Genomic DNA, 23,210 nt, shown 5'->3' with positions numbered 1-23,210 from the left:
GGCCCCGGAGCCGTCCGCGCCCTCGCCCGCCGGGCATCTCGCGCTTGGCAGCGCGGCCGGGGAGTGCACCAATGGAGGCGATCGGCCGCGCCCCCCGCGCCGGCGGCGGTCATCCGCGCGGCCGAGCGCGCGGACCGCCGCCCGCCGAGACCCGTGCGAAAGGAGTTCTCCTGTGTCCCCATCCACCGCCGACGCCGCGCCCGCCGAGGCCGCGGCCCTGCTCGAGGCCCGCTATGGTCAAGCCGGCACGCCGGGCCACATCCGCCTCAACGCCGTGATCTCCGGGCTGATCGCCCACCGCACGGTGCGCGCCTTCAGCCCGCGCCCGCTGCCCGAGGGCACCGTCGAGACGCTGGTGGCGGCCGCCCAGTCCGCCGCCTCCTCCTCGAACCTGCAGACCTTCAGCGTCATTGCCGTGGAGCAAGCCGAGACCAAGCGTGCGCTCTCCCGCCTCGCCGCGAACCAGGCCCAGGTGGCGGCGGCGCCCTTGGTCATGGTCTGGCTCGCCGACCTCGCCCGGCTGGCGGAACTCGGCCGCCGCCATGACGCGCCCACCGACGGGCTCGATTATCTGGAGACGCTGCTGGTGGGCGTGATCGACGCGGCGCTGGCGGCGCAGAACGCCGTGGTGGCGCTCGAATCCCTGGGCCTCGGCAGCTGCTATATCGGCGCCCTGCGCAACCATCCGCAGGAGGTGGCCGAACTGCTCGGCCTGCCGCCCCAGGTGGTCGCGGTGTTCGGCCTGTGCGTGGGCCATCCCGATCCCGCCCGCCCGGCGCGCGTCAAGCCGCGCCTGCCGCAGGCGCTGGTGCTCCATCGCGAGCGCTATGACGCGAGCCTGCCGGCCGGCGCCGTGGCCGACTACGACGCGGCGCTCACCGCCTTCCAGCGGGTTGAGGGCATGGCCGAGGTGGGCTGGACCGCCACCGCCCTCAACCGCGTGCGCGGCCCGCAAGCCCTGAGCGGGCGGGACCGGCTCGCGGCCGCGCTCGAGGCGCTGGGCTTCGCCCTGCGCTGAGGCGCCTGCTTCCCTCGCAGGATCGCCGCCTGGACGGCCGCCCCCAGCCGGCGGCGATCCCGATCAATCTCGATGCAAGATGGAATTGATCTAAAACATCTATTGGACCGCGGCGCGCGCGAAACCCCATCTTTCGCCCATGATCAACACCGGTTATCGCGGAGCCAATTCTGCTCCGACGCAGCGGCCCCTCCGCGATTCTCACGCGCCCACGGAGCCGGACAACGTCGAAACCTCGCCCAAGATCGGCGACCAGGTGGCCAAGACCACCTGCTACATGTGCGCCTGCCGCTGCGGCATCGAGGTGCATCTGCGCGACGGCAAGGTCCGCTACATCAACGGCAACAAGGACCACCCGGTCAATCGCGGCGTGCTGTGCGGCAAGGGCAGCGCCGGCATCATGCAGCATTACAGTCCGGCGCGGCTGAAGAAGCCGCTGCTGCGCACCGGCGAACGCGGCGCTGGGGAATTCCGCGAGATCGAGTGGGAGGAGGCGCTCGCCATCGCCGCCGCGCGGCTCGGCAACATCCGTGCCACCGATCCCAAGAAGCTCGCTTTCTTCACCGGGCGCGACCAGTCCCAGTCGCTCACCGGCTGGTGGGCCGCGAAGTTCGGCACCCCCAATTTCGCCGCCCATGGCGGCTTCTGCTCCGTCAACATGGCGGTGGGCGGCCTCTATACGGTCGGCGGGGCGTTCTGGGAGTTCGGCGAGCCGGACTGGGAGCATGCCAAGTATTTCCTGCTGTTCGGCGTCGCCGAGGACCACGATTCCAACCCCATCAAGATCGGCCTCGGCAAGCTGAAGGCACGCGGGGCGAAGTTCGTCTCGGTCAATCCGGCGCGCACCGGCTACAACGCCATCGCCGACGAGTGGGTGGGCATCCGGCCTGGCACGGACGGCCTGTTCGTCATGGCGCTGATCCACGAACTGCTGCGCGCCGGGCGGATCGACGTGCCTTACCTCGCCCGCCACACCAATGCCCCGGCGCTGGTCATCACGGCGCCCGGCACCGCCGAGGACGGCCTCCTGCTGCGCGACGCCGAGGGCCGCATCCTCGCCTTCGACAAGGCGACCGGCGGCCCGAAACCGGCCGACGATCCGGACCTCAGCCCGGCGCTGTCGGGCACCTTCACGGTGGACGGGCGCACCGCGACGCCGGTGTTCCAGCTGTTCGCCGAGCGCTATCTCGACCCCTCTTATGCACCCGAGGCGGCCTCCGAGCGTTGCGGCGTGCCGGCGGACACCATCCGCCGCATCGCCGCAGAGCTCGCCCATGTGGCGTTCGAGCAGGCGATCGAGCTGCCGGTCGCCTGGACCGACACCGCCGGCCGCCGCCACGAGACCATGACCGGCCGGCCCATCGCCATGCACGCCATGCGCGGCATCTCCGCCCATTCCAACGGGTTCCAGACCTGCCGGGCGATCCATCTGCTCCAGGTGCTGCTGGGCTCGGTGGACGTGCCCGGCGGCTGGCGCTTCAAGCCGCCCTTCCCGAAGCCGATCCCGCCCGGTCCCAAGCCCGCCGGCAAGGACGGCGGCAAGCCCATGACGCCGCTGTCCGGTATGCCGCTCGGCTTCGTCTCCGGCCCCGAGGACCTGCTCGTGGACGCCGACGGCGGCCCGGTGCGCATCGACAAGGCCTATTCCTGGGACGCCCCGCTCGCCGCCCACGGCATGATGCACATGGTGATCCGCAATGCGTGGAAGGGCGATCCCTACAAGATCGACACGCTGATGATGTACATGGCCAACATGGCCTGGAACTCGTCGATGAACACCGACGAGACCATCGCCATGCTGACCGACAAGGACGAGAAGGGCGAGTACCGCATCCCCTTCATCATCTATTCGGACGCCTATTTCTCCGAGACCGTTCCCTACGCCGACCTCGTGCTGCCCGACACCACCTATCTGGAGCGGCACGACTGCATCAGCCTGCTCGACCGCCCCATCAGCCATGCGGACGGGCCGGGTGACGCCATCCGCCATCCCGTCGTCACGCCGGACCGGGACGTGCGCCCGTTCCAGAGCGTGCTGATCGAGCTCGGCGCGCGGCTCGGCCTGCCCGGCTTCGTGAACGACGACGGCGCGGCCAAGTACAAGGACTATGCCGACTACATCGTCCATCACGAGCGCGCGCCCGGCATCGGCCCGCTCGCCGGCTGGCGCGGCAAGCAGGGCGAGAAGATCGGCCGCGGCGAGACCAATGAGGGCCAGCTCGACCGCTACATCGAGAATGGCGGCTTCTGGCACCACGAGCTGTCGCCGGACCAGCGCTATTACAAGATGGCGAACCGCTCCTACCTCGATTTCGCCGTGCACATGGGCTTCGTGCCGAAGGCCGACCCGATCGTGTTCCAGCTCTATTCGGAGCCGCTCCAGCGCTTCCGCCTCGCCGCGCGCGGGCACGGGCCGGTGGTGCCGCCGGAAGGCGACCGCGCCCGGATCGAGGCCTATTTCGACCCCCTGCCCTTCTGGTATGCGCCGCTGGAGGAGGCGGCGATCGTCACCGCCGACTATCCCATCCACGCGCTCACCCAGCGACCCATGCACATGTACCATTCCTGGGGTTCGCAGAATGCGTGGCTGCGCCAGATCACCAGCCAGAACCGGCTGTTCGTGCACCGCGCGCTTGCCGCTAACCTCGGCCTTGCCGACGACGACTGGGTCTGGATCGAAAGCATCAACGGCAAGGTGAAGGGCCAGATCCGCCTCGTGGACGGGGTGGAGAAGGCGACCGTGTGGACCTGGAACGCCATCGGCAAGCGCCGCGGCGCCTGGGCGCTGAAGGACGACGCGGCCGAGAGCAACCGCGGCTTCCTGCTCAACCACGCCATCGGCGACCTGCTGCCGCCCGACGTCAACGGCAAGCGCTATTCCAACTCCGACCCGATCACCGGCCAGGCCGCGTGGTTCGACCTCAGGGTGCGCCTGCGCAAGTGCGCGCCCGAGGAAGCCGGCTTCACCGAGCCGCAATTCGCCCGGCTGCCGCTGCCGCCCAACCTCCAGCCCGCCCCGGACACGCTCCGCTTCGGTGCCCAGTTCAAGGAGGCGGCGCGATGACCTGCCTGCCGACAAAGACCGAGAAGAGCCTTGGCCTCGTCATCGACCTCGACACCTGCGTCGGTTGCCAGGCCTGCGTCACCTCCTGCAAGGAGTGGAACACCGGCGGCCACATGGCCCCCCTCACCGACCAGAACCCCTATGGGGGCGCGGCGGACGGCGTTTGGTTCAACCGCGTCCACACCTACGAGCACAGCGTCGACGGGGCGAGCCGCACGGTGCACTTCCCGCGCTCGTGCCTGCATTGCGAGACCCCGGCCTGCGTCACCGTCTGCCCCACCGGCGCCTCCTACAAGCGCGGCTCGGACGGCATCGTGCTCATCGACGAGGACAAGTGCATCGGCTGCAAGCTGTGCAGCTGGGCCTGCCCCTACGGCGCGCGCGAGTTCGACGTGGACGTGGGGGTGATGAAGAAGTGCACGCTCTGCGTCGACCGCATCTACAATGAGAATTTGCTCGAAGAGGACCGCGTCCCCGCCTGCGTCGCTGCCTGCCCGTCGGGGGCGCGGCACTTCGGCGATCTGGGCGACTCCGATTCGGCGGTGTCCCAGCTGGTCGCGGAGCGCGGCGGAACGGCGCTGATGCCCGAACTCGGCTACGCGCCCGTCAACCGCTATCTGCCGCCGCGCGCCAATACCGGGCGCGGTCCGAAGGTGGCGGCCCGGCCTTTGGAGAGCGTCGGCGATGCGGGCGGCTTCTTCGGCTGGGTCGACCGCGTGCTGTCGCTCTGAACGCTCGAACGAGACCAGGATGCATCCCGCTTATTCCGTCATCGTCTTCACCACCGCCACCGGCGCGGGCTACGGGCTCCTGGCGCTCCTCGGGCTCCTTGCCGCCTCGGGCGCGACGCCGCCGGCGCTGGTGCCGGGCCTCGTGAGCTTCGGCCTCGCCTTCGCGCTGATCGGCGGCGGGCTTTTGTCCTCCACCGGCCATCTCGGCCGGCCCGAGCGGGCGTGGCGCGCCTTCTCGCAGTGGCGCTCCTCCTGGCTCTCGCGCGAGGGCGTGGCGGCGGTCGTCACGTTCGTGCCGGCGGGCCTCCTGGCGCTCGGATGGGCGGTGCTGGGACAATCCGGCGCCTGGATCGTCGTGTGCGGGCTGCTGGCGGCGGCGTGCGCCGTCGTCACCGTGTGCTCCACGGCGATGATCTACGCCTCGCTGAAGCCGATCGCGCAGTGGCACAGCCGGTTCACGCTGCCGGCTTATCTGCTGTTCGCCGCCACCAGCGGCCTCGTGCTCCTGAACGCGCTGATGCAGGCGTTCGGCCGCCCCTCCGTGCCGTGGCTTGCGGCCGCGCTCGCCTTCACGGCGCTGGCCTGGGTGCTGAAGATCGCCATCTGGCGCCACAACGACGCGCTCGGCATGCCGGCGACCCTCAATTCGGCCACCGGCCTCAAGGGCGGCACCGTGCGCTCGGTGGAATGGCCGCACACGGAGGAGAACTATCTTCTGAAGGAGATGGGCTACCGCGTCGCGCGCAAGCACAGCGCGCGGTTGCGCGTCATCGCGGTGCTGCTGGCCTTCGCACTGCCTTGCGCGCTGCTGGCGGGCGCCTTCCTGGCCGGCGGCGCGGCCGCGGCGCCCTTGTCGGTCCTGGCGGCCGCAAGCCAGCTCGCGGGCCTTCTCGTCGAGCGCTGGCTGTTCTTCGCCGAGGCGAAGCACACCGTCACCCTCTATTACGGCCTCGGCTGATGGCGATCCTATCGGCAGGCAAGTTTCCCGGCATGGGCTTTCCCATCACCACGGGGACGTTGCGGGCCGACGCGCTTGCCGGCCTGCTCGGCGCGGTGCTGTCGCTGCCGCAGGGCATCGCCTTCGGCACGCTCGCCGGCCTGCCGCCGGAATACGGCATCTACACCGCCGTGGTTCCCTGCATCGTCGCCGCTCTGTTCGGCTCCAGCCACCACGTGGTCTCCGGTCCCACCAACGCCAACTCGCTGGCGCTGTTCGCGGCTCTGAGCCCGCTCGCCATTCCCGGCTCGGCGCAATACATCGCCTTTGCGCTCGCGGTCACGGCGCTCGTGGGCTTGATGCAGTTCGCGGTGGGCGCCTTCAAGCTCGGCTGGGTGGCCGACTTCATCGCCCCGGCGGTGCTCATCGGCTTCACCAGCGGCGCTGCCATCCTTATCGGCCTCTATGCGGTGCCCGACCTCCTCGGGCTCACGCTCGAAGCGGGCGGCGGCGTCATCGGGCTCCTGTCCAAGCTCGCCGAGCACCTCGGCCAGATCAACGCGAGCGCCTGCGTGGTCGGCGCGACCACGCTCCTGGTGAGCGCCGCGGTGGCGAAGCTCTCGCGGCGCCTGCCCTACATGCTGATCGGCATCATGAGCGGCTTCGCCGCCGCCGAACTGCTCGCTCGGTGGCCCTCCTTGCCGCAGGTGGCACGCATCGGCGACATCCCCTCGGTGCTGCCGCCGTTCTCGGTTCCATGGATCGAGCCGTCCATGCTGCCGCAATTCATCTCCATCGCCGGCGCGCTCTCGATCGTCGCGCTGGGCCAGTCGGTGTCCATCGCCAAGGCCATCGCCCAGCGCTCGGGCCAGCATCTGGACGTGGACCGCGAATTCGTCGGGCAGGGCCTGTCCAACATCGCCGGCAGCTTCTTCTCCTCCTACGTCTCGTGCGGATCGCTGAACCGCTCGCTGCCGAACTACCTCGCGGGCGCCAAGACGCCCTTGGCGGCGGTGCTGTCGTCGGTGTTCCTGGTGGCGCTCGCCTTCGTCTCCCGCCCGCTGCTGGAGCGCCTGCCGATGCCCGCCATCGGGGCGCTCTTGATCTACATCGCCTACGGGCTCGTGGACGTGCGCGGCTTCCGGCGGCTGGCGCGGTTCCATCGCGCCGAGTTCGGCGTCGCCGTCGCGACGTTCGGCGGCATGCTGTTCCTGCCGTTCCAGCAGGCGATCATCATCGGCAGCGCCCTGTCGCTGCTACTTTATCTGAACCGCACCGCCCATCCTGCGGTGCGCACCCTGACGCCCGACCCCAGCACGCCGCGGCGGACCTTCAGGCCAATCGAGGACCTCGGAGGGGCGGGACAGGAGTGCCCCCAGCTCAAGCTGGTGCGGATCGAAGGGTCGGTCTATTTCGGCGCCGCCGGCTATGTCACGCGCCGCCTCCATGACATGCGCGACGCCGGCCGCCAGAGGCACATGCTCGTCATGGTGAAGAGCATGAATTTCATCGACCTCGCCGGGGCCGACGTGTGGGAGCACGAGCTCGTCGCCCGCCGCAAGATCGGGGGCGACCTCTATTTCCACCAGCCGCGAGCCGATGTCCGGGCGCTCTGGCGCAGGACCGGCTTCGAGGAGCGCCTGGGGCGGGACAACGTGTTCGCCTCGAAGGCCGACGCGCTCGCCGCCATATACCCCAAGCTCGACCGGGACATCTGCGCCGGATGCCGCTTGCGGCTCTTCCAGGAATGTTCGATTTCAATACCTTCCGGCGGTCGGCGGGAGGCTGGGGCGGACGCTTCGGCACCGCCGCCTGCAAACCCGCCGCGCCCGGCATGAGCCGGCGCGGCGACGTCGCCGTCCGCCGCCCATCGCAAAGCAACGGGAACGCCGAGCCGGGAGAGACCCAAGATTAAGCGGCAATTGCCGTGGACGCAGCATCGCTCTTCCGGCCCAGACCATGCAAAATCGATAAGACGCGCGATCTTATAGTCGCGCGCGCCATTTTACACCGTTACTATTCCACGCACGTCCTTCGAGCGACACACAACACCTCTTCTCTAAAGAAGTCGGTTACTCCTGCTCCATAGCGACTGAAGCGCCTCTCGATTCATGGACGCCTTCTTCCCTGAATCTTGAGGCAAGGAGGCCCCAACTGTTTCCTCCCGACCCCTTCTGGGCCTCCAAACCACCCGCCTTCACCGGCGCGGCGGCTTTCTCGCGTACTCCGGGTGGTCGGCCCGGCGTGGTCGTTCGCGCCCCGCTAAAAAAACAATTGTTGCAAGTTATATATCATTATGAAATGAATGTCTCAACGGCCTCGCGGGAGGCCGACCGCAATGCCGTCCGGCATTCGTGAGGAGACGCAACCTCGATGCGCGCGGCCTGGTACGAGCGGACGGGACGGGCAAGGGACGTGCTGGTGCACGGCCAAAGGCCCTGTCCATCCGCAAAGGCCGACGAGGTTCTGGTCCGTGTCGCCTATTCGGCAGTGCATCCAGCGGATGTGAAGCGGCGCGCCGGCTTGCTTGGCCCCGCGCCGACAGGGCCGGTGATACCCCACAGCGACGGCGCGGGCGTCGTGGAGGCGGTGGGAGACTGCCTGTCCGCGGGCGAGTGGCTTCACCGGCACGTCTGGATCTTCCACGCGCAGCGGGGCCGCGCGGAGGGGACCGCGGCGGAGTATGTGGCCCTTCCCTCCCGCTTGTGCCGGCCGGTGCCGGAACCTTACACGCTGGCGGAGGCCGCCTGTATCGGCATTCCCATGCTTACCGCCCATGCGGCGGTCCTTGGCTTGGGGCCGGTCAAGGGGAAGAGTGTCGTCGTGACCGGCGCCTCCGGAGGGGTCGGCCGATATGCGCTCCAATGGGCCCGCTGGGCCGGGGCGAGCCGTGTGCTCGGCACGGTCACGGCCGCATCGCAGATGGGGTTGGCGCGCGATCTTGGCGCCGACGCGGTGCTCGATCTTGAGGAGCGCGAGCCGCAGGCCTGGATCGAGAACGCGCTCGGCGGAGCCCGCAAGGTGGACCTGGTGGTCGACCTCGACATGGGGCGCAACGCGCCGTGGGTTCAGAAGGTCATCGCCCCCGGCGGCCGATGGTCGATCTTCGCCAGCGGCGCACCCGTCGCGCTCGATCCGAGATCCCTGCTCGACACCAACGCGCGCCTGCGCTTCGTCCAGTCGCACAGCCTCGCGCCGCACGAGCTGGCATCGGCCCTTGCCGACGTCGCACGCATCCATGCGGACCAGGCGGTGCGGCACGAAATCGGCGAAGTGTTCGCGCTGGAGGACATCGCGGCCGCCCATGAGAGGGTCGAAGCACGCGGCCGGCGTGGCGCGACCCTTCTGAAGGTGGGGGAGGCCGCATGAGCCGGCACCGCCCTGCCGATTTTGCCTTCCACGGCGGCGCCGTCCCAACTCGCGCGCCCGCAGGACGAGACGGCCTGCCCAAGACCAGCCCATGATCGGGGGACACCAGTGATGCCAGAAATCGTCGTCTACATGTTCGAGGGCCGCACGCTCGAGCAGAAGCGCACCCTCGTGCGCAACCTCACGGATGCGGTCACCGGTTCGCTGGCGGTTCCCCAGGAGGCGGTGACGGTCCAGCTGATCGAAGGCCCGCGGCACCACCGCGCCCGCGGCGGCAGGCTGATCAGCGACATGGATGCGGAGAAGGCGAAATAGCCGCCCACCAGCCCACGCTTGCGGCCAGACCCTTCGCTGCACCAACGCCCCACGCTGCCGGAAAGACCCACCCATGAAGCAATCGAGCGCCACGGCGCGGGAGTTGTTCGAATCGCTCATGCGCGAGCCGCGGCGCCGGCCGTTCGGCTTCGGCCGCAAGGCCGCGCTGGTCAATGTCGACCTGCAGAACGCCTATACCCGCACCGACCGCTACGCCACGGCCTATGCCAACGACCCGCGGCAGATCGACCTCGTCAATCGCCTCGCCGAGGGCCAGCGCCGCAACGGCTGGCCGGTGGTGTGGACCACGCTTGCCTACCTGCCGGACGGCAGCGATTGCGGCGTGTGGGGCCGACGCACCGACACCCCGGACAGCCTGCAGAATATCGGCTTCGGCAGCGACCGCGCGCAGTTGGATGCGCGGGTCGCCCTGGACCCGGCCCGGGACGTCCAGATCGTCAAGAAGATGCCCTCGGCCTTCCACGGCACCCATCTGCTGCCCTACCTCGTGGCGCAGCGGGTCGACACCGTCATCGTCACCGGCGGCTCGACCTCCGGCTGCGTGCGCGCAACCGTGGTCGATGCCATGTCGAACGGCTTCCTCACGGTGGTGTGCGCGGAATGCGTGGCGGACATTCACGAATCTCCGCACTTCGCCAATCTCTACGACATCCACGCCAAGTACGCTGACGTGCGACCGGTGGAGGAGGTGATCGCGTGGCAGGAGGCGGCCCGTGATTGACGAACGCACGCTGCTCGCGCCCTGGACCGGCTACGAGGCCGAGCCGGGCACTTGGCCCGGGGGCAAGACCCTTGCCTTCTGGCTCGCGCCAAACATCGAATACTATGAGATCGATCCCGCGCCCAATCTGGTGCGCGCGCCCTGGCCGCGGCCCTGCCCCGACCTGCAGAACTGGTCCTGGCGCGACTACGGCAACCGGGTCGGGGTGTGGCGTTGCCTGGAGCTGTTCGACCGGCACGGCCTCAAGGGATCGGTCTCGCTGAACTCGGCCATGTGCCGGCACTTTCCCGACATTGTGCAAGCCTTTGTCGACCGCGGCTGGGAGCTGTTCTGCCATGGGCAGTACAACACCCGATACCTGTTCGGCCGCTCGCCCGGAGAGGAGCGGGAGGACCTCGCCTCCGCCTGCCGGGAGATCGAGAACTTCTGCGGCACGCGGGTCCGCGGTCTGCTCGCACCGGCGCTCACCTATACCGAGACAACCCTCGAAAGCGCCGCCGCCTGCGGCATCGACTATGTGTTCGACCTCTGCATGGCCGATGCCGTGGTGCCCCTGCGCCTGCCGGCGACCACCCTGCTCGCCATTCCCTATTCCATCGAGCTCAACGACTTCTTCGCGGTGGTCGCGGGCGGCCTCTCCGCCACCACCTATGTGGACCGCTTCCGGACCCAGTTCGACCAGCTGATGGCCGAGAGCGCGCGCCAGGCGAAGGTGGTCGGGCTGCCGCTCCATCCCTACCTCATCGGCATGCCGCAATACATCTGGGCGCTCGACCGGATGCTGGCGCACGTGCGCCAACATGACGGCGTCTGGTGCACCCGCGCGCGCGACATCGCCGACCATGTCTGGCGGCAGGTCCTGCCCGACACCTCCCATCCGTGAGCGGAGGCCATCGCATGACCGCCTATCCCGATCAGAGCTGGTTTGACGTCCGCACGCTGCGGCCGGACCGCGTGCCGCGCCCGGCGCCGCGCTTCGCCCCGGGATGCCGCGCGGCGATCCATCTCGCCGTCTGCCTGGAGGCCTACCCACTGGGCGCCAGGCCGCCGTTCCCTGTTCCCGGCGCGCTCGACCGGCCGCATCCGGACCTTGCCAACTGGTCCCAGCGCAAGGTGGCCTTGCGGGAAGGGCTGGCGCGGATTGAGGCGCTTCTGGAGGACGTCGGCATCGGCGTGTCCTTCGTGGTCCAGTCGCAGGCGCTGGACGAGCTGTCCGGCTTCCTTCCCCTGCTGCGCGACCCGCGGCACGCCATCGTCGCCGGCGGCGCGCATGCGGCAGCGCTCCACAGCACCTTTGCCGATGCCGAGGCGGAGATGCTGGCGATCCATGCCGTGCTGGAGCGGCTGCGCGGCGGGCTCGGCGTGCCGGTCGAGGCCTGGCGCTCGCCCTCGGGCGTCCACTCGCGCCACACCTTCGCGGTGCTGGCGCGTGCGGGCGTGCGCGCGGTTCTGGACCTCAACAACGACGAACTGCCGTTCGCGATCAAAACCGAGGCGGGCACCTTGCAGGCGCTGCCCTGGCAGCATTTTTCCAGCGACCTCCACTGCCTCGGCGTGTGCAAGCAGCCAGTGCGCGATTTCCTCAACGACCTGTCCGAGGGCATCGCCTGGCTCATCCGCGAGGCGCCGGCGGCGGGCCCGCGCGTCCTGACGCTGCCCGTGCATCCCTGGATCATCGGCGCGCCGCACCGCTTCCGTCCGTTCGCGCAGGCGCTGCGCGCCTGGGCGCAGACCCCCGGCGTGGAGTTCGTCAACGTCCGCTCGCTGCTGGCTGCGGCCGAGCCCGATGGCCGGCCGGCCTGAGCGGACCGGGGCTGGCCGGCGCGGCACCGGTCCGAGCCACCATCATTCAAGCAGGGAAAAAACACCGTGACAGAACTCCTGCAGGGAATCCGCGTCCTCGACCTGACCAACGTCCTCGCCGGCCCCTACTGCGCCTATCAGCTGGCGCTGCTGGGCGCCGACGTGATCAAGGTTGAGGCCCCCACCGGCGACCTCGCACGCCAGCTCGGCGCCGCCACCAGCCTGAACCGCCGCAGCATGGGCGCGTCCTTCCTCGCCCAGAATGCCGGCAAGCGTTCGGTGGTCCTCGATCTCAAGGATGACGACGACCGGGACGCCTTCCTTGCCCTCGTCGCCGAAGCGGACGTGGTAGTAGAGAACTTCCGCCCTGGCGTCATGGAGCGGCTCGGGCTCGGCTTCGAGGTGCTGCGCCAGCGGCGGACGGACCTCGTCTACTGCGCCATTTCCGGCTTCGGCCAGACCGGCCCGATGTGCAACAACCCGGCCTACGACCAGATCATCCAGGGCCTGTCCGGCATCATGAGCATCACCGGCACGCCCGAATGCGCGCCGCTGCGGGTGGGCTATCCGGTCTGCGACACGCTCGGCGGCATCTTCGGCGCGTTCGCGGTCGCCGCCGCACTGATCCGCCGCATGAGAACCGGCGCCGGCGCGTTCCTCGACGTCTCGATGCTGGAATGCTCGCTCAGCGCCCTGGGCTGGCCGGCCTCGAACTACCTCGTCGCCGGCGTGGAGCCCTGCCCCATGGGCAACGACAACATGACCGCCTCGCCCTCCGGGACGTTCCGCACCGGCGATGGGCTCATCAACATTGCCGCCAACAAGCAGGAGCAGTTCGAGACCCTGTGCGCCATCCTGCGATGCCCCGACCTGCTGTGCGACCCCCGCTTCGCCGACCGCGAAGCGCGCAAGCGCAACCGCGAGGCGCTGCGCGAACGGATCGAGGACCTGCTCGCCACCGCCTCCGCGGCGGTGTGGGAAGAAACGCTGAACAAGGCGGGAGTCCCCGCGGGCCGGGTCCTCTCGGTGGCCGATATCCTGCACGATCCGCATATCGAATCGCGGGGGATGACGAGCAGCTTTGGCGACGTTCCCGGAATGGACCGCCCGCTGAAGGTCCTGCGCGGCGGCTTCCTGGTGGACGGCGCGCCGCCGGTGCCGGGCCGGCCCCCGCCACTGCTCGGGGAGCACGACGGGGAGATCCTTGCCCCCCGCGGTCGCCGCAGCGCCGCAGGCGTCCAGCCATGAGCGCCGATCGCGCAGATCCGGGCCGCGCCAGGGGCGAAGACTGGTGGTCGACTGAGATCATCGAAATGCGGCCGGGGATGATCCGCCTCAGGGGCTATCCGATCGAGAGCCTGATCGGCCGGGTGAGCTTTCCGGCGATGATCTGGCTGATGCTGCGCGGCGAGCTGCCGAGCGCGGCGCAGGCCGACCTGCTCGGCGCGGCTCTCGGGGCGGCGGTGGATCACGGCCCGCAGGCGCCGTCGATCGCCATCGCGCGCATGGCCGCCACCTGCGGCGTCGGCATCAACAGCGCCATGGCATCGGCCATTAACGTGCTCGGCGACGTCCACGGCGGCGCCGGAGAACAGGCGCTGGCGTTGTTCGGCGAGATCGCCGCGGACATGGACGCCGGCACCGCGCTGGCGCATGCGGTCGCGGCCGGCCTCGAGCGCAGGATGCCCGACGGGAGCGGATATGTGCCGGGCTTCGGCCACCGCTTCCACCCGGTGGACCCGCGCGCCCCCCGGCTCCTCGCGCTTGCCAGGGAAGCTGCGCGCGCGGGCGTGGTGGGCGGCCGCTTCGCGGACATCGCCGAGGCGCTCGAAGGCGCCATCGCCGCGCGCAAGGGCAAGCCCATCCCGCTGAACATCGACGGCGCCACCGCCGTCATCTACGGCGAGCTCGGCTTCCCGCCGGCCCTGACGCGCGGTCTGTTCGTGCTGTCGCGCTCGGTGGGCATCCTCGCGCATGCCTGGGAGCAGTCGCAGCAGGACGCGCGCAACAAGGGACCGCTGCCGCGCGAATGGCTCTGGAGCTACCGCGGCCCCGGCCCGCGCGACCTGCCGGGACGGTAGGCGCGCGCGGCACGCCGGCGGACGCCGGCCGGCGCCTCACTTGCGCCGGCCGGCATCCGGGGCGACGAACGTGCCCATCTCCTCGGAGATGGTGTCCAGCGTCTTGAAGCGCCGGGTCATGCTGGCGTGCGTCAGCCGGGAGACGCCGACGCACAGGAGGTGGATGACCGCGGTGATGGGGGTCGGGGAATCGAACGCGCCCGACCGCATGTTCGGCACCACGAGCGCGTGCCGCGATCCCCGCAGGAGCGGCGAGGCGGCCGAGTCGGTGATCGAGAGCAGCGGCACGCCCCGTTCCGCCAGAGCGTGGGCCAGCGACACGGTGAGCCGGGTGTACCTGCGGGTGGCGATGGCCACCGCGCAGTCGCCAGGGCCGCAGTCGGCGATCTTGCCGAGGCCGAGAACGTCAAGGGAGGAGGAGGATTCCACGCGCGGCCGGCACAGGGCAAGGCGATGCGCCAGCATGTCCGCGAACGAGCGGCTCCAGCCATTGCCGATCACGAACACCGTCCCCTTGGCTTCCGCGATCAGCTTGATGGCCTCCATGAAGGTGTCCGAGCTCACGAGCTCGCTCAGCTGGCGAAGCTGGTGGATGTCGTCGTCGAGGCCCTGCGCGAACAGCGCGCCGACATCGCCCTTGTCGCCTTCGAGCCGCGCGCGCTCGCTCGGGGACGGCACGAGGCGGGTGACGGCGGAGCGCAACTCGAGCTGGAGGTCGCGATAGCTCTCATAGCCGAGCCGTGCCACCAGCCGGCTGAGGGTGGACGGGCTGACGCCGGCCATGTCGGCGAAGCTGCGGAGCGATTCGAACGCCGCCGTGTCGGGCTTGGACGACAGGGCGTCCACCAAGGCGAGCTCCCGCTCGGAGAGCGTGCCGGCCGCCTCCTGGATGCGACTGGCCAGATTGCGATGGCTCTTCACCTTCATTGCCGCTCTCCCCGCGGGCGCTGCCTTCCGGGAGGCCCGTCGATTTTATGAGAAACAGTTGTTGCCTAACTTGATAATGAATGCAATGATTGTTCTACAACATCGTGCGAGGGCGCAGAAGAGGCGGCCCCATCGTATCCGAGGGTACGGTGCGCCGGCCGGAAATCTATCTGCTGCTTCTAAGGGTTCAGACGTGAGGCTGCTGCGAGGAAGGAGGCAGCCGCTCCTTTCTCCTGCGCGGAACGGGGCGTGTCAAACGCTTCGGTAAGCGCGGCTTTGACTTCGGCGGCATGATCTTCTGCCCACGCCTGAAACAAACGTTGCGCGCCTTCCTCCCTCGCGAGGACGGCGCCCGATCACCAGCCGAGGATGCGATGCGCGCACTTAACGTCAAGCGGCTTTGGATGGGGTTCGTGTTCGTCGCCATCGGTGCGGCCTTCTTCGCCGTTGCCCGGAACTACCCCATGGGCACGGCGGGACGCATGGGGCCGGGCTACTTCCCGGCCATGCTCGCCATGCTGCTGATGGTCGTCGGGGCGCTGGTGTCGCTGCAATCCGTGCTGACGGCGCCCGAGCCGATGGAGCGCCTCGACATCGCGCGCCTGCTGCTGATCTGCGGATCGGTGGTGGTGTTCGGGCTTCTGGTGCGCACCGCCGGCATCGCCCTCGCTGCCATGGCCCTGGTTCTCGTGAGCGCCCTGGCGAGCCGCGCCTTCGACCTGCGGTGGGCCATCCCGCTGGCCGTCGCGCTCGCCGCCGTCTGCGCCCTTGTGTTCGTCCGCCTGCTGGGGCTGCCGGTCCCGGTGCTGCCGCCGTTCGCGTACTGAGGGGGCCGGGACATGGATCTGATCGCCAACCTTGCCATCGGCTTCGACGCGGCGGTGACGCCGCTCAATCTGGCCTACTGCTTCGTCGGGGTCCTGGTGGGGACGCTGATCGGGGCGCTGCCGGGCCTCGGCCCGGTGGCCACCATCGCCATGCTCCTGCCGATCACGTTCGGGCTGCCGCCGGTGACCTCGCTCATCATGCTCGCGGGGATCTATTACGGTGCCCAGTATGGCGGCTCGACCACGGCGATCCTGATCAACCTGCCGGGGGAATCCTCCTCGGTCATCACCGCGCTCGACGGCTACCAGATGGCGCGCAAGGGCCGGGGCGGGGTCGCGCTCGCGGTCTCCGCCATCGGCTCGTTCGTCGCCGGCACCATCGCCACCATCGTCATCGCCTTGTGCGCCCCGCCGCTGGCGCAGGTGGCGATCCAGTTCGGGCCGGCCGAATACTTCGCGCTGATGGTGCTCGGCCTCGTCGGCTCCATTGTCCTGGCCCAAGGGCCGCTCCTGCCCGCGTTCGGGATGATCGTCCTCGGCCTGCTTCTGGGAACCGTGGGCGCGGACCCCGAGACCAGCGCGCCGCGCTTTTCCGGCGGCCTGCCGGAGCTCGCGGACGGCATCGGCTTCGTCGCCGTTGCCATGGGCCTGTTCGGCATCGCCGAGATGGTGAGCAACGTCGCCACCATGGAGGGCAAGGGCAGCGCGATCCGCAAGGTGACGAGCCTTACCCCCACCCGCTCGGACATGCGCCGCATCGTGGCACCGATCCTGCGCGGCACCGCCATCGGCTCGGTTCTCGGCGTGCTCCCCGGCGGCGGGGCGATCCTCGCCTCGTTCGCCGCCTACTCGGTGGAGAAGAAGGTGGCGCGCAGCGAGGTGCCGTTCGGCAGCGGCGCCATCGAGGGCGTCGCCGCCCCCGAGGCAGCGAACAACGCCGGCGCGCAGACGTCCTTCATCCCCATGCTGACGCTGGGCATCCCGGCCAATCCGGTGATGGCGCTGATGATCGGGGCGCTCATCATCCAGGGCATCCAGCCCGGCCCCGCGATCCTCAGGGAGCAGCCGCAGCTGTTCTGGGGCGTGGTGGTGTCCATGTGGATCGGCAACGCCTTCCTCGTGGTGCTCAACCTGCCCCTCATCGGCCTGTGGGTGCGCCTGCTCTCGATCCCGTACCACCTCCTCTATCCGGCAATTCTCCTGTTCTGCGCCATCGGCGCCTTCTCGGTCAGCAACAGCACATTCGACCTTTGGCTCGTCGCCGGGTTCGGCGCCGTCGGCTACGTCTTCAGCAAGCTCGGATGCGAGCCCGCGCCCCTGGTTCTCGCCTTCATCCTCGGCCCGATGATGGAGGACAACCTGCGGCGCGCGCTGATGCTGTCGCGCGGCGATCCCTCGGCCCTGGTCAGCAGCCCGATCAGCATCGGATTGCTGGTGGCGGCCGCCGTGATCCTGCTTGCCATCATCAGCCCCGCGATCCGCTCCGGCCGCATGAAGGCGTTCCAGGAGAGCGCATAGCTGAGAGCACATAGCCCCGGCGGCGGCCGGACCCATCCCACGGCGCGGCCTCGATGGCGCGGCGCGAACATCCGAAGACGTGGAGAGTATCCAGTCATGACCATCAAAGTGCCCGTGCTCGTCGTCGGAGGCGGCCCAACCGGCCTGTGCCTCGCCTCCGACCTCGCCTGGCGAGGAACCGACTGCCTGCTGATCGAGAAGCGCCGCACCCGCGAGATGCATCCCAAGGCGACCCTGCTCGGCCCGCGCTCCATGGAGCTGCTGCGGCGCTGGAACATCGACGACCAGATCTATGCCAACGCACTTCCGAACGACCTGATCTACCGCATCTTCTTCGTGATGGGGATGAACGGGCCGGTGCTGACCTGCTTCGAGAGCCCCTCCATCGACCATTTCCGCTACCGCCGGACCGAAGAGGCCAAGCGCTGGCCGGAGCTGATGTGGTCGCCCTACGGCAAGACCCAGATCGGGCAGCATGCGGTGGAGCCCGTTCTTCTGGACGTCGCCAGGAAGCAGCCGCGCCTCGACCTGCGCGAGGGGTGGGAGCTGGTCGGCTTCGAGCAGAACGCCGCGTTCGTCCGCGCGGTGATCCGCGAGATCGACACCGGGCGGCAGGAGACCGTCGAGGCCGACTACATGGTCGGCTGCGACGGCGGCGCGAGCGCGGTGCGGCGCGCGCTCGGCATCCGCTTCGTCGGCCGCGGCCCCATGCGCGCGAACGTGACCTTCCTGTTCCGCTCTCCCGAATTCTCCAGATCCCATGCGCTGGGCGGGGGAAACCTCTTCTACAACATGATGCCAGACACCTTCGGCGTGTTCATGTCCATCGACGGCAAGGATCTCTGGGGCTACCAGTTCTACTTCCTGGACCCCAAGGCCAAGACCGACAATCCCGACGTGACGGGGATCCTCCACCGGGCGGTCGGGCGGCCGTTCGAGTTCGAGCTGCTCAGCCTCACGCACTGGCACCACCATCAGTCGGTGGCGATGCGGTTCCGCGACGGGCGCGTCTTCCTGGCGGGCGATGCGGCGCACCTGTTCTCGCCCACTGGCGGCGTCGGGATGAACACCGGCATCGTCGATTCCTTCGACCTGTCGTGGAAGCTCGACGCGGCAGTGAAGGGCTGGGGCGGCAAGTGGCTGCTCGACAGCTACGAGGAGGAGCGCCGCCCGATCGCCATCATGAACACGCAATGGGCGGCCGCGAACTCCGACAAGATCGACATGATCATGTCCGAGGTCACCCCCGAGCACCTGGAGAAGGGCCCGCGCGGCGAGTTGCTGCGGGCGCAGCTCGCGCGCCGTGTCACCTGGACCGTCAGCCAGTACAACAGCACCGGCGTGCATCTCGGCTACCGCTACCAGCGCTCCAGCATCTGCTGCCCGGACGGCGAGACCGAGCCGCCGAACTGTTCGCGCTTCGTCACCACGTCGACCTTCCCCGGCTTTCGCGCGCCCCATGTCTGGCTCCAGGACGGGCGCTCCACGATCGACCTGTTCGGACGCGATTTCGTCCTGGTCTGCAGTCACGGCGCCGGCGCGGACGAGGCCGCCCCGCTGGTCGCGGCGTTCGCTGGCGCCAAGGTGCCGCTGTCGCTGGCGGTGCTGGACGACCCGGCGGTCGATGCCGCCTACCAGACGCGGTTCGTGCTGGTGCGGCCGGACGGGAATGTGGCATGGCGCGGCGCGCAGATGCCCGCCGATCCAGCCCAGGTGGTCGACCGCGTGCGGGGAGAAGGGCTGCCGTCCTTCATGCCGGACTGGGCCGAGCCGGGCGACGTCGCGGCGCTCTGGCATGGCGCCCAGGAAAGCCGCGCATCATGATGGCGCCCCTGAAGGGACTGGATATCGCCCCCCCGCAGGCTTATCCCTACGCCCGGCGCGGCTTCTGCGGGCTGCTCGTGCCCTACGGCAACTACGCCATGGAATACGAGGCGCGCGCCTTCCTTCCCGAGGGCTTCGTGCCCCTGACCGCCCGGCTCTCGGAGGACGGCGAGGATCTCGAAGCGCGCCTCGCCAACTATTTCGACTTCCAAAAGCTGGCCGCCGCCCTGAAAAGCTACGGCAGCACGCCGCTGCTGGCGGCGGGAGTCGCGTGCTCCTCCACATCCTACATCATCGGCATCGAGCGCGAGCTGGAGGTCTTCCGCCGCCTGAACGAACTGTGGAACGGGCGCGTCGCCTGGACCACCGAGGCGGTGGACCTCGCCTTCACGGAACTCGGCACGCGGCGGTTCACGCTCGTCAGCCCCTATCCGGCCGGGATCACGGCCGCCTGCATCGGCTACTGGGAGCGGCGCGGCTACAGCATCGAGCACGTGGAGCAGATCGAGCCCGGCACAGGCTTCCACCCGATCTACACGATCCCCGAGCCGCTCACCGACCAGGCGGTGGCGCGCGCGGTCGCCCGCTCGCGCTCGGCGGTGTTCATCACCGGGACTGGCCTCGCGACGCTCTCGGCGCTCGGGCAGAACCGGGATGCCGGGGTGCCGGTGCTCTCGGCCAACCTCGCGCTGTGCTGGCGGCTCGCCATGCTCGCCGGACTGCCCGGCAGCAGCCTCACCGACTGGCTCTCCCAGTCTGCGCCCTGGCGCCGGCACCTGCCCTGATCGACGGCCTTTCCAGAAAGAAGAAACCGCCTTCCAGAGAAATAAGGAGAACGTGACATGGCCTCTTGTGAGCCTCCTCATGCCGGCAGCGCCGTACCCAGCCGCACCGGCCCCAGACGCCGGTGGTGGACGCTAGGCGGCGCGACGAGCGTCGCCCTCGCGCTTGCGCTGTCGCCCCTCGCCGGTGCCAGCGGCGCGCACGCGCAAGCCTGGCCGGCGAAGCCGTTGAAGATCGTCGTCCCCTACGCACCAGGCGGCACGAGCGACATCCTCGCGCGCATCGTGGCGCAGAAGCTCGGCGAAAGCTCGGGCCAGCCCGTCATCGTTGAGAACCGGCCAGGCGCGAGCGGCAACATCGGCGCCGAGGCGGTGGCGAAATCGGCTCCGGACGGCACCACGATTGTCATCGGCGGCCCCAACAACTTCTCGTCCAATCAGTTCCTGTTCAACAACCTCAGCTACAATATTGAGAAGGACCTGGCGGCGATCACGCTCGTGGCGGAGCTGCCCAACGTGCTGGTGGTGGCGAACGGCGTCGACGCCAATAACGTCAAGGAGTTCATCGCCTACACCAAGGCCCACCCCAGCACCGTCAATTGCGGCTCGCCCGGCAATGCCACCACCGGCCATCTCACGCTTGAGCTGTTCAAGATGAAGAGCGGCGCCGATGTCCAGCATGTGCCCTACCGCGGCAGCGCACCCCTGTCGGTCGAGCTGATGGCCGGGCGCGTGCATTGCGCCATCGACAACATCTCCGGCCATATCGCACGCATCAAGGAAGGCTCAGTCAGGGTGCTCGCTGTGACGTCGAGCAAGCGCGCTCCGGTTCTTCCGGATGTGCCCACCATGGCCGAGGCGGGCACCGACGGCGTGGTGGCGACCTCCTGGTTCGCGTTTGCGGCCCCCGCCACGACGCCGCTGTCGCTGCGCGAGCAGATGGCGGCGGCGATCACGAAGGCCATGTCCGCGCCCGACGTGGTCGAGCGCCTCACCGGCCTCGGCTTGACCCCCCTCGCCACCACGCCCCAGGAAACCCAGGCCCACTTCGAGCGGGAAGCGGCGAAATGGAAGGGCGTGATCGCCGCCGCCAACGTGAAGATCGAGTAGGCCCCGAGCCGGCCACAACGGGATCGCCGTGGCCCCATGGCGGGCAGCGGCGATCAGTCCCTGCGTTCAAGGCGGCATGGGAGGCGGCGCCGCGCGCCCGCTTTATTCCACGCGCACCGTCACGCTGTCGGCGCGGCCGGTTGCGTCGATCACGGTCAGGCGCACGAAGCCGCGGCCCGGCGGGGCCCGGAACACCGTGCGCCGGTCCTCGGAACGGGCGACCGACCGCCGGGGCCGCCAGCTCGGTCAGCGGCAGCGCGCCGCCCTCCACCTTGATGACGAGGCCCCCGCCTCCTTCGCGTCCGGATCGAGGGCTGCAGATCGTGGTATTTCAGGAACGAAGCCCACTCCATGCTGGTGAACTGGCTCCCCTGGTCCGAATGCACCAGCACGCGGTCCTTCGGCTTGCGTCGCAAGCTGCGGGCAACCTCCTCGCCAAGGGGACTGAAACAACGAGAGCCAGATGCGGCACTCGCGATTCAGCCCCAAACTTCTGAGGCTGTTCTCTGGCGCAAGCCTTAGCGCGCGGCCCCTCCCCGCCCACTGAGTTATCCCCAGAAAACCGCTCAACCGCCCTTCTGAGACCGCGCTATTGAAGACCCCTTCAAGGGGCATTTAAAAGTGTTCAGAGTGGACTATATTATCGTTATGCAGTTGTATCAGGAATAACTTTCTACCACTCGAACGGCGCGCCTAGGTGCTGGCAGACAACAAGCTCGCCATGAATGCCGGCTGGGACAAGGAGATCCTCGCCATCGAGCTCCAGGCCCTGATCGATGTCGAGTTCGACGTGACCTTGACGGGATCTTCCCTGGCCGAAGTGGATCTCACCCTGGACCAGGCCCGTGAGGCCTCGGTCGAGGAGCGAGGTGACGCGGACAAGGTTCCGCAGGTCCCCGTCCATGCAGTGACCCATTCGGGGGGACTTGTGGGTGTTGGGGCGCCATCGCCTGCTCTGCGGTGATGCCCGCTCCAAGGACCGGGTTGAACCGCCCCGGCTTTTCCGGAGGCCCCAACTCCTGAGAGGATGGGGCTATGACGGGCAAGACGACGAACACGTTTTCGCCTGAGGTGGGTGAGCGGGCCGTGCGGCTGGTGCTGGATCACGAGGCCGAGCACCCGTCGCGCTGGCAGGCGATTGTCTCGATTGCGGCGAAGATCGGCTGCTCGGCGCACGCATTGAACGAGGGGCTGAAGAAGGCCGAGGTCGATGCCGGCAGACGGGCCGGCCTGTCGATGGATATGGCGGCGAAGCTGAAGGCCCTCGAGCGCGAGAACCGCGAGTTGCGGCAGGCGAACGAGATCGCGCGCAAGGCCTCCGCATATTTCGCCCTGGCGGAGCTCGACCGCCGGTCGAAGACATGATCGCGTTGATCGATGATCATCGCGGTGCGTTTGGGGTCGAGCCGATCTGCAAGGTGCTGCCGATCGCCCCATCGACCTACCATGCCCATGTTGCCCGGCGGCTTGATCCGTCGAAGCGCTCGGCACGGGCGCAGCGAGACGAGGTTCGGCGCCCCGAGATCGAGCGCGTGTTCGCCGAGAACTTCGAGGTCCATGGAGCGCGCAAGGTCTGGCGACAGATGATGCGCGAGGGGTTCGCGGCTCGCAATATGTGAGCATTCGCTACACCGAACGGCTGGCTGAGGCCGGCATCGAGCCCTCCGTCGGCAGTGTCGGTGACAGCTATGACAACGCACTCGCCGAGACGATCAATGGACTGAACCGCTGCGGCCCGATCAATCGTCATCGTGCCGGCCGGGAACCCGCTCAAGACGTGCGGGATCGAACTTCGCCTTCCGGCGCGCGCCCTGCGCATTGGTAGCGCGGACCTTGTAGCAGCCGTCGTCGGAGCGGATGGAGAGGACCGTCCAGCCCTCCGCCTCCGGCTTCTTCTGCAGCGCCTCGCGCGGCTGCCACTCGGCCAGCGGCACGTTGCAGTCGCGGTCAGCCGCGGCCGGCGTCGCGGCCAGAGCGAGGCAGGCCGCAGCGAGCCACAATGCGTACCCTCGGCGTCTCACCGCGCGTCCTCCTTCCGCCCCCGGCTTTCACACCACCGCGCGCCTGCGCACCTACACGGAAGCGGCGGTGCGGGGCACCATCGTCGTCACCACGGCGGAGGAGCTGGGCCATCGCGCCGCGGCGGTGCGGCGGGCGGTGCT

Annotated in this window: 21 protein-coding genes, 2 pseudogenes and 1 other annotated feature; of the genes and pseudogenes, 19 read left to right on the top strand and 4 right to left on the bottom strand. The window is 69.1% G+C overall.

What is annotated here, in order from left to right; translation table 11 throughout:
- Positions 1-172: 172 nt before the first annotated feature.
- The 12 genes from ABLE88_RS08785 (at position 173) to ABLE88_RS08730 (ending at position 14,060) form a co-directional block, all read left to right on the top strand.
- Positions 173-1,018, top strand: a complete 846-nt coding sequence (locus ABLE88_RS08785) for a nitroreductase family protein (RefSeq protein ID WP_510182875.1) — start codon at positions 173-175, stop codon at positions 1,016-1,018.
- A 139-nt stretch (positions 1,019-1,157) separates the two neighbouring features.
- Positions 1,158-4,082, top strand: a complete 2,925-nt coding sequence (locus ABLE88_RS08780) for a molybdopterin oxidoreductase family protein (protein ID WP_348831148.1) — start codon at positions 1,158-1,160, stop codon at positions 4,080-4,082.
- Positions 4,079-4,813 carry a 4Fe-4S dicluster domain-containing protein gene (locus ABLE88_RS08775; protein ID WP_348831147.1) on the top strand — a complete coding sequence of 245 codons (735 nt, stop codon included), beginning with the start codon at positions 4,079-4,081 and terminating at the stop codon, positions 4,811-4,813. Before ABLE88_RS08780 ends, ABLE88_RS08775 begins: the two co-directional genes overlap by 4 nt.
- Positions 4,814-4,832: 19 nt before the next feature.
- Positions 4,833-5,771 (top strand): dimethyl sulfoxide reductase anchor subunit family protein, encoded by a 939-nt coding sequence (locus ABLE88_RS08770; protein ID WP_348831146.1) that lies wholly within the window; start codon positions 4,833-4,835, stop codon positions 5,769-5,771.
- On the top strand, positions 5,771-7,588 hold the full coding sequence (locus ABLE88_RS08765; RefSeq protein ID WP_348831145.1) for a SulP family inorganic anion transporter: 1,818 nt from the start codon (positions 5,771-5,773) through the stop codon (positions 7,586-7,588). Before ABLE88_RS08770 ends, ABLE88_RS08765 begins: the two co-directional genes overlap by 1 nt.
- A gap of 535 nt (positions 7,589-8,123) precedes the next feature.
- Positions 8,124-9,119, top strand: coding sequence for an NADPH:quinone reductase (locus tag ABLE88_RS08760; protein ID WP_348831144.1), 996 nt, complete (start codon positions 8,124-8,126; stop codon positions 9,117-9,119).
- A gap of 111 nt (positions 9,120-9,230) precedes the next feature.
- On the top strand, positions 9,231-9,434 hold the full coding sequence (locus tag ABLE88_RS08755; RefSeq protein WP_348831142.1) for a tautomerase family protein: 204 nt from the start codon (positions 9,231-9,233) through the stop codon (positions 9,432-9,434).
- Between the two features lie 73 nt (positions 9,435-9,507).
- Positions 9,508-10,176 carry an isochorismatase family protein gene (locus ABLE88_RS08750; protein ID WP_348831141.1) on the top strand — a complete coding sequence of 223 codons (669 nt, stop codon included), beginning with the start codon at positions 9,508-9,510 and terminating at the stop codon, positions 10,174-10,176.
- The gene (locus tag ABLE88_RS08745; protein ID WP_348831140.1) at positions 10,169-11,059 is read left to right on the top strand and encodes a polysaccharide deacetylase family protein; all 891 of its coding nucleotides are present in this window, start codon (positions 10,169-10,171) and stop codon (positions 11,057-11,059) included. The genes ABLE88_RS08750 and ABLE88_RS08745 overlap by 8 nt, the downstream gene beginning before the upstream one ends.
- 14 nt (positions 11,060-11,073) lie before the next feature.
- Complete coding sequence (locus tag ABLE88_RS08740) at positions 11,074-11,979, top strand: polysaccharide deacetylase family protein (protein WP_348831139.1); 906 nt, start codon at positions 11,074-11,076, stop codon at positions 11,977-11,979.
- 66 nt (positions 11,980-12,045) lie between these two features.
- Positions 12,046-13,227, top strand: coding sequence for a CaiB/BaiF CoA transferase family protein (locus ABLE88_RS08735; protein WP_348831138.1), 1,182 nt, complete (start codon positions 12,046-12,048; stop codon positions 13,225-13,227).
- Entirely contained in the window at positions 13,224-14,060 is an 837-nt protein-coding gene (locus ABLE88_RS08730) for a citryl-CoA lyase (RefSeq protein WP_348831137.1), read from the top strand. The genes ABLE88_RS08735 and ABLE88_RS08730 overlap by 4 nt, the downstream gene beginning before the upstream one ends.
- A gap of 36 nt (positions 14,061-14,096) precedes the next feature.
- On the opposite strand, the gene ABLE88_RS08725 is transcribed toward ABLE88_RS08730, so the two are convergent.
- Positions 14,097-14,987, bottom strand: a complete 891-nt coding sequence (locus ABLE88_RS08725) for a MurR/RpiR family transcriptional regulator (protein ID WP_348831136.1) — start codon at positions 14,985-14,987, stop codon at positions 14,097-14,099.
- 374 nt (positions 14,988-15,361) lie between these two features.
- Here ABLE88_RS08725 and ABLE88_RS08720 point away from each other — a divergent pair, with 374 nt between their 5' ends.
- The 5 genes from ABLE88_RS08720 to ABLE88_RS08700 all read left to right on the top strand — a co-directional run bounded on the left by ABLE88_RS08720 (position 15,362) and on the right by ABLE88_RS08700 (position 21,048).
- Positions 15,362-15,814, top strand: a complete 453-nt coding sequence (locus tag ABLE88_RS08720; protein ID WP_348831135.1) for a tripartite tricarboxylate transporter TctB family protein — start codon at positions 15,362-15,364, stop codon at positions 15,812-15,814.
- A gap of 12 nt (positions 15,815-15,826) precedes the next feature.
- Positions 15,827-17,332 (top strand): tripartite tricarboxylate transporter permease, encoded by a 1,506-nt coding sequence (locus tag ABLE88_RS08715; protein WP_348831134.1) that lies wholly within the window; start codon positions 15,827-15,829, stop codon positions 17,330-17,332.
- 96 nt (positions 17,333-17,428) lie between these two features.
- Positions 17,429-19,156, top strand: a complete 1,728-nt coding sequence (locus tag ABLE88_RS08710; RefSeq protein WP_348831133.1) for an FAD-dependent monooxygenase — start codon at positions 17,429-17,431, stop codon at positions 19,154-19,156.
- A complete protein-coding gene (locus ABLE88_RS08705) occupies positions 19,153-19,941 on the top strand; it encodes an aspartate racemase/maleate isomerase family protein (protein WP_348831132.1) in 789 nt (262 codons plus the stop codon). The genes ABLE88_RS08710 and ABLE88_RS08705 overlap by 4 nt, the downstream gene beginning before the upstream one ends.
- 225 nt (positions 19,942-20,166) lie before the next feature.
- Positions 20,167-21,048, top strand: a complete 882-nt coding sequence (locus tag ABLE88_RS08700) for a Bug family tripartite tricarboxylate transporter substrate binding protein (RefSeq protein ID WP_348831131.1) — start codon at positions 20,167-20,169, stop codon at positions 21,046-21,048.
- A 102-nt stretch (positions 21,049-21,150) separates the two neighbouring features.
- Here ABLE88_RS08700 and ABLE88_RS08695 read toward each other — a convergent pair whose 3' ends face one another.
- Positions 21,151-21,243: a hypothetical protein gene (locus ABLE88_RS08695; RefSeq protein ID WP_348831130.1), complete on the bottom strand. Its 93-nt coding sequence runs from the start codon at positions 21,241-21,243 to the stop codon at positions 21,151-21,153.
- A gap of 80 nt (positions 21,244-21,323) precedes the next feature.
- Positions 21,324-21,461: pseudogene (locus ABLE88_RS23810) on the bottom strand (IS3 family transposase); the annotation flags it as partial.
- Positions 21,462-21,745: 284 nt separating this feature from the next.
- Here ABLE88_RS23810 and ABLE88_RS08690 point away from each other — a divergent pair.
- Both ABLE88_RS08690 and ABLE88_RS08685 read left to right on the top strand, forming a co-directional pair.
- Entirely contained in the window at positions 21,746-22,012 is a 267-nt protein-coding gene (locus ABLE88_RS08690; RefSeq protein WP_348831129.1) for a hypothetical protein, read from the top strand.
- A gap of 71 nt (positions 22,013-22,083) precedes the next feature.
- Positions 22,084-22,795 (top strand): annotated as a pseudogene (locus tag ABLE88_RS08685) (transposase family protein); the annotation flags it as partial.
- Positions 22,368-22,484 (top strand) — a sequence feature (AL1L pseudoknot). Its footprint overlaps the pseudogene before it by 117 nt.
- Here ABLE88_RS08685 and ABLE88_RS08680 read toward each other — a convergent pair.
- Positions 22,788-23,069, bottom strand: a complete 282-nt coding sequence (locus ABLE88_RS08680) for a PepSY domain-containing protein (RefSeq protein WP_348831128.1) — start codon at positions 23,067-23,069, stop codon at positions 22,788-22,790. The pseudogene ABLE88_RS08685 and the gene ABLE88_RS08680 sit on opposite strands and share 8 nt — an antisense overlap.
- Positions 23,070-23,210 lie beyond the last annotated feature (141 nt).

It is taken from the genome of Xanthobacter luteus (genome assembly GCF_040049235.1).
Lineage (GTDB): Bacteria > Pseudomonadota > Alphaproteobacteria > Rhizobiales > Xanthobacteraceae > Xanthobacter.
The sequence above is the reverse complement of the archived record's forward strand: the minus strand, read 5'-3'. Positions and strand labels throughout refer to the sequence as shown.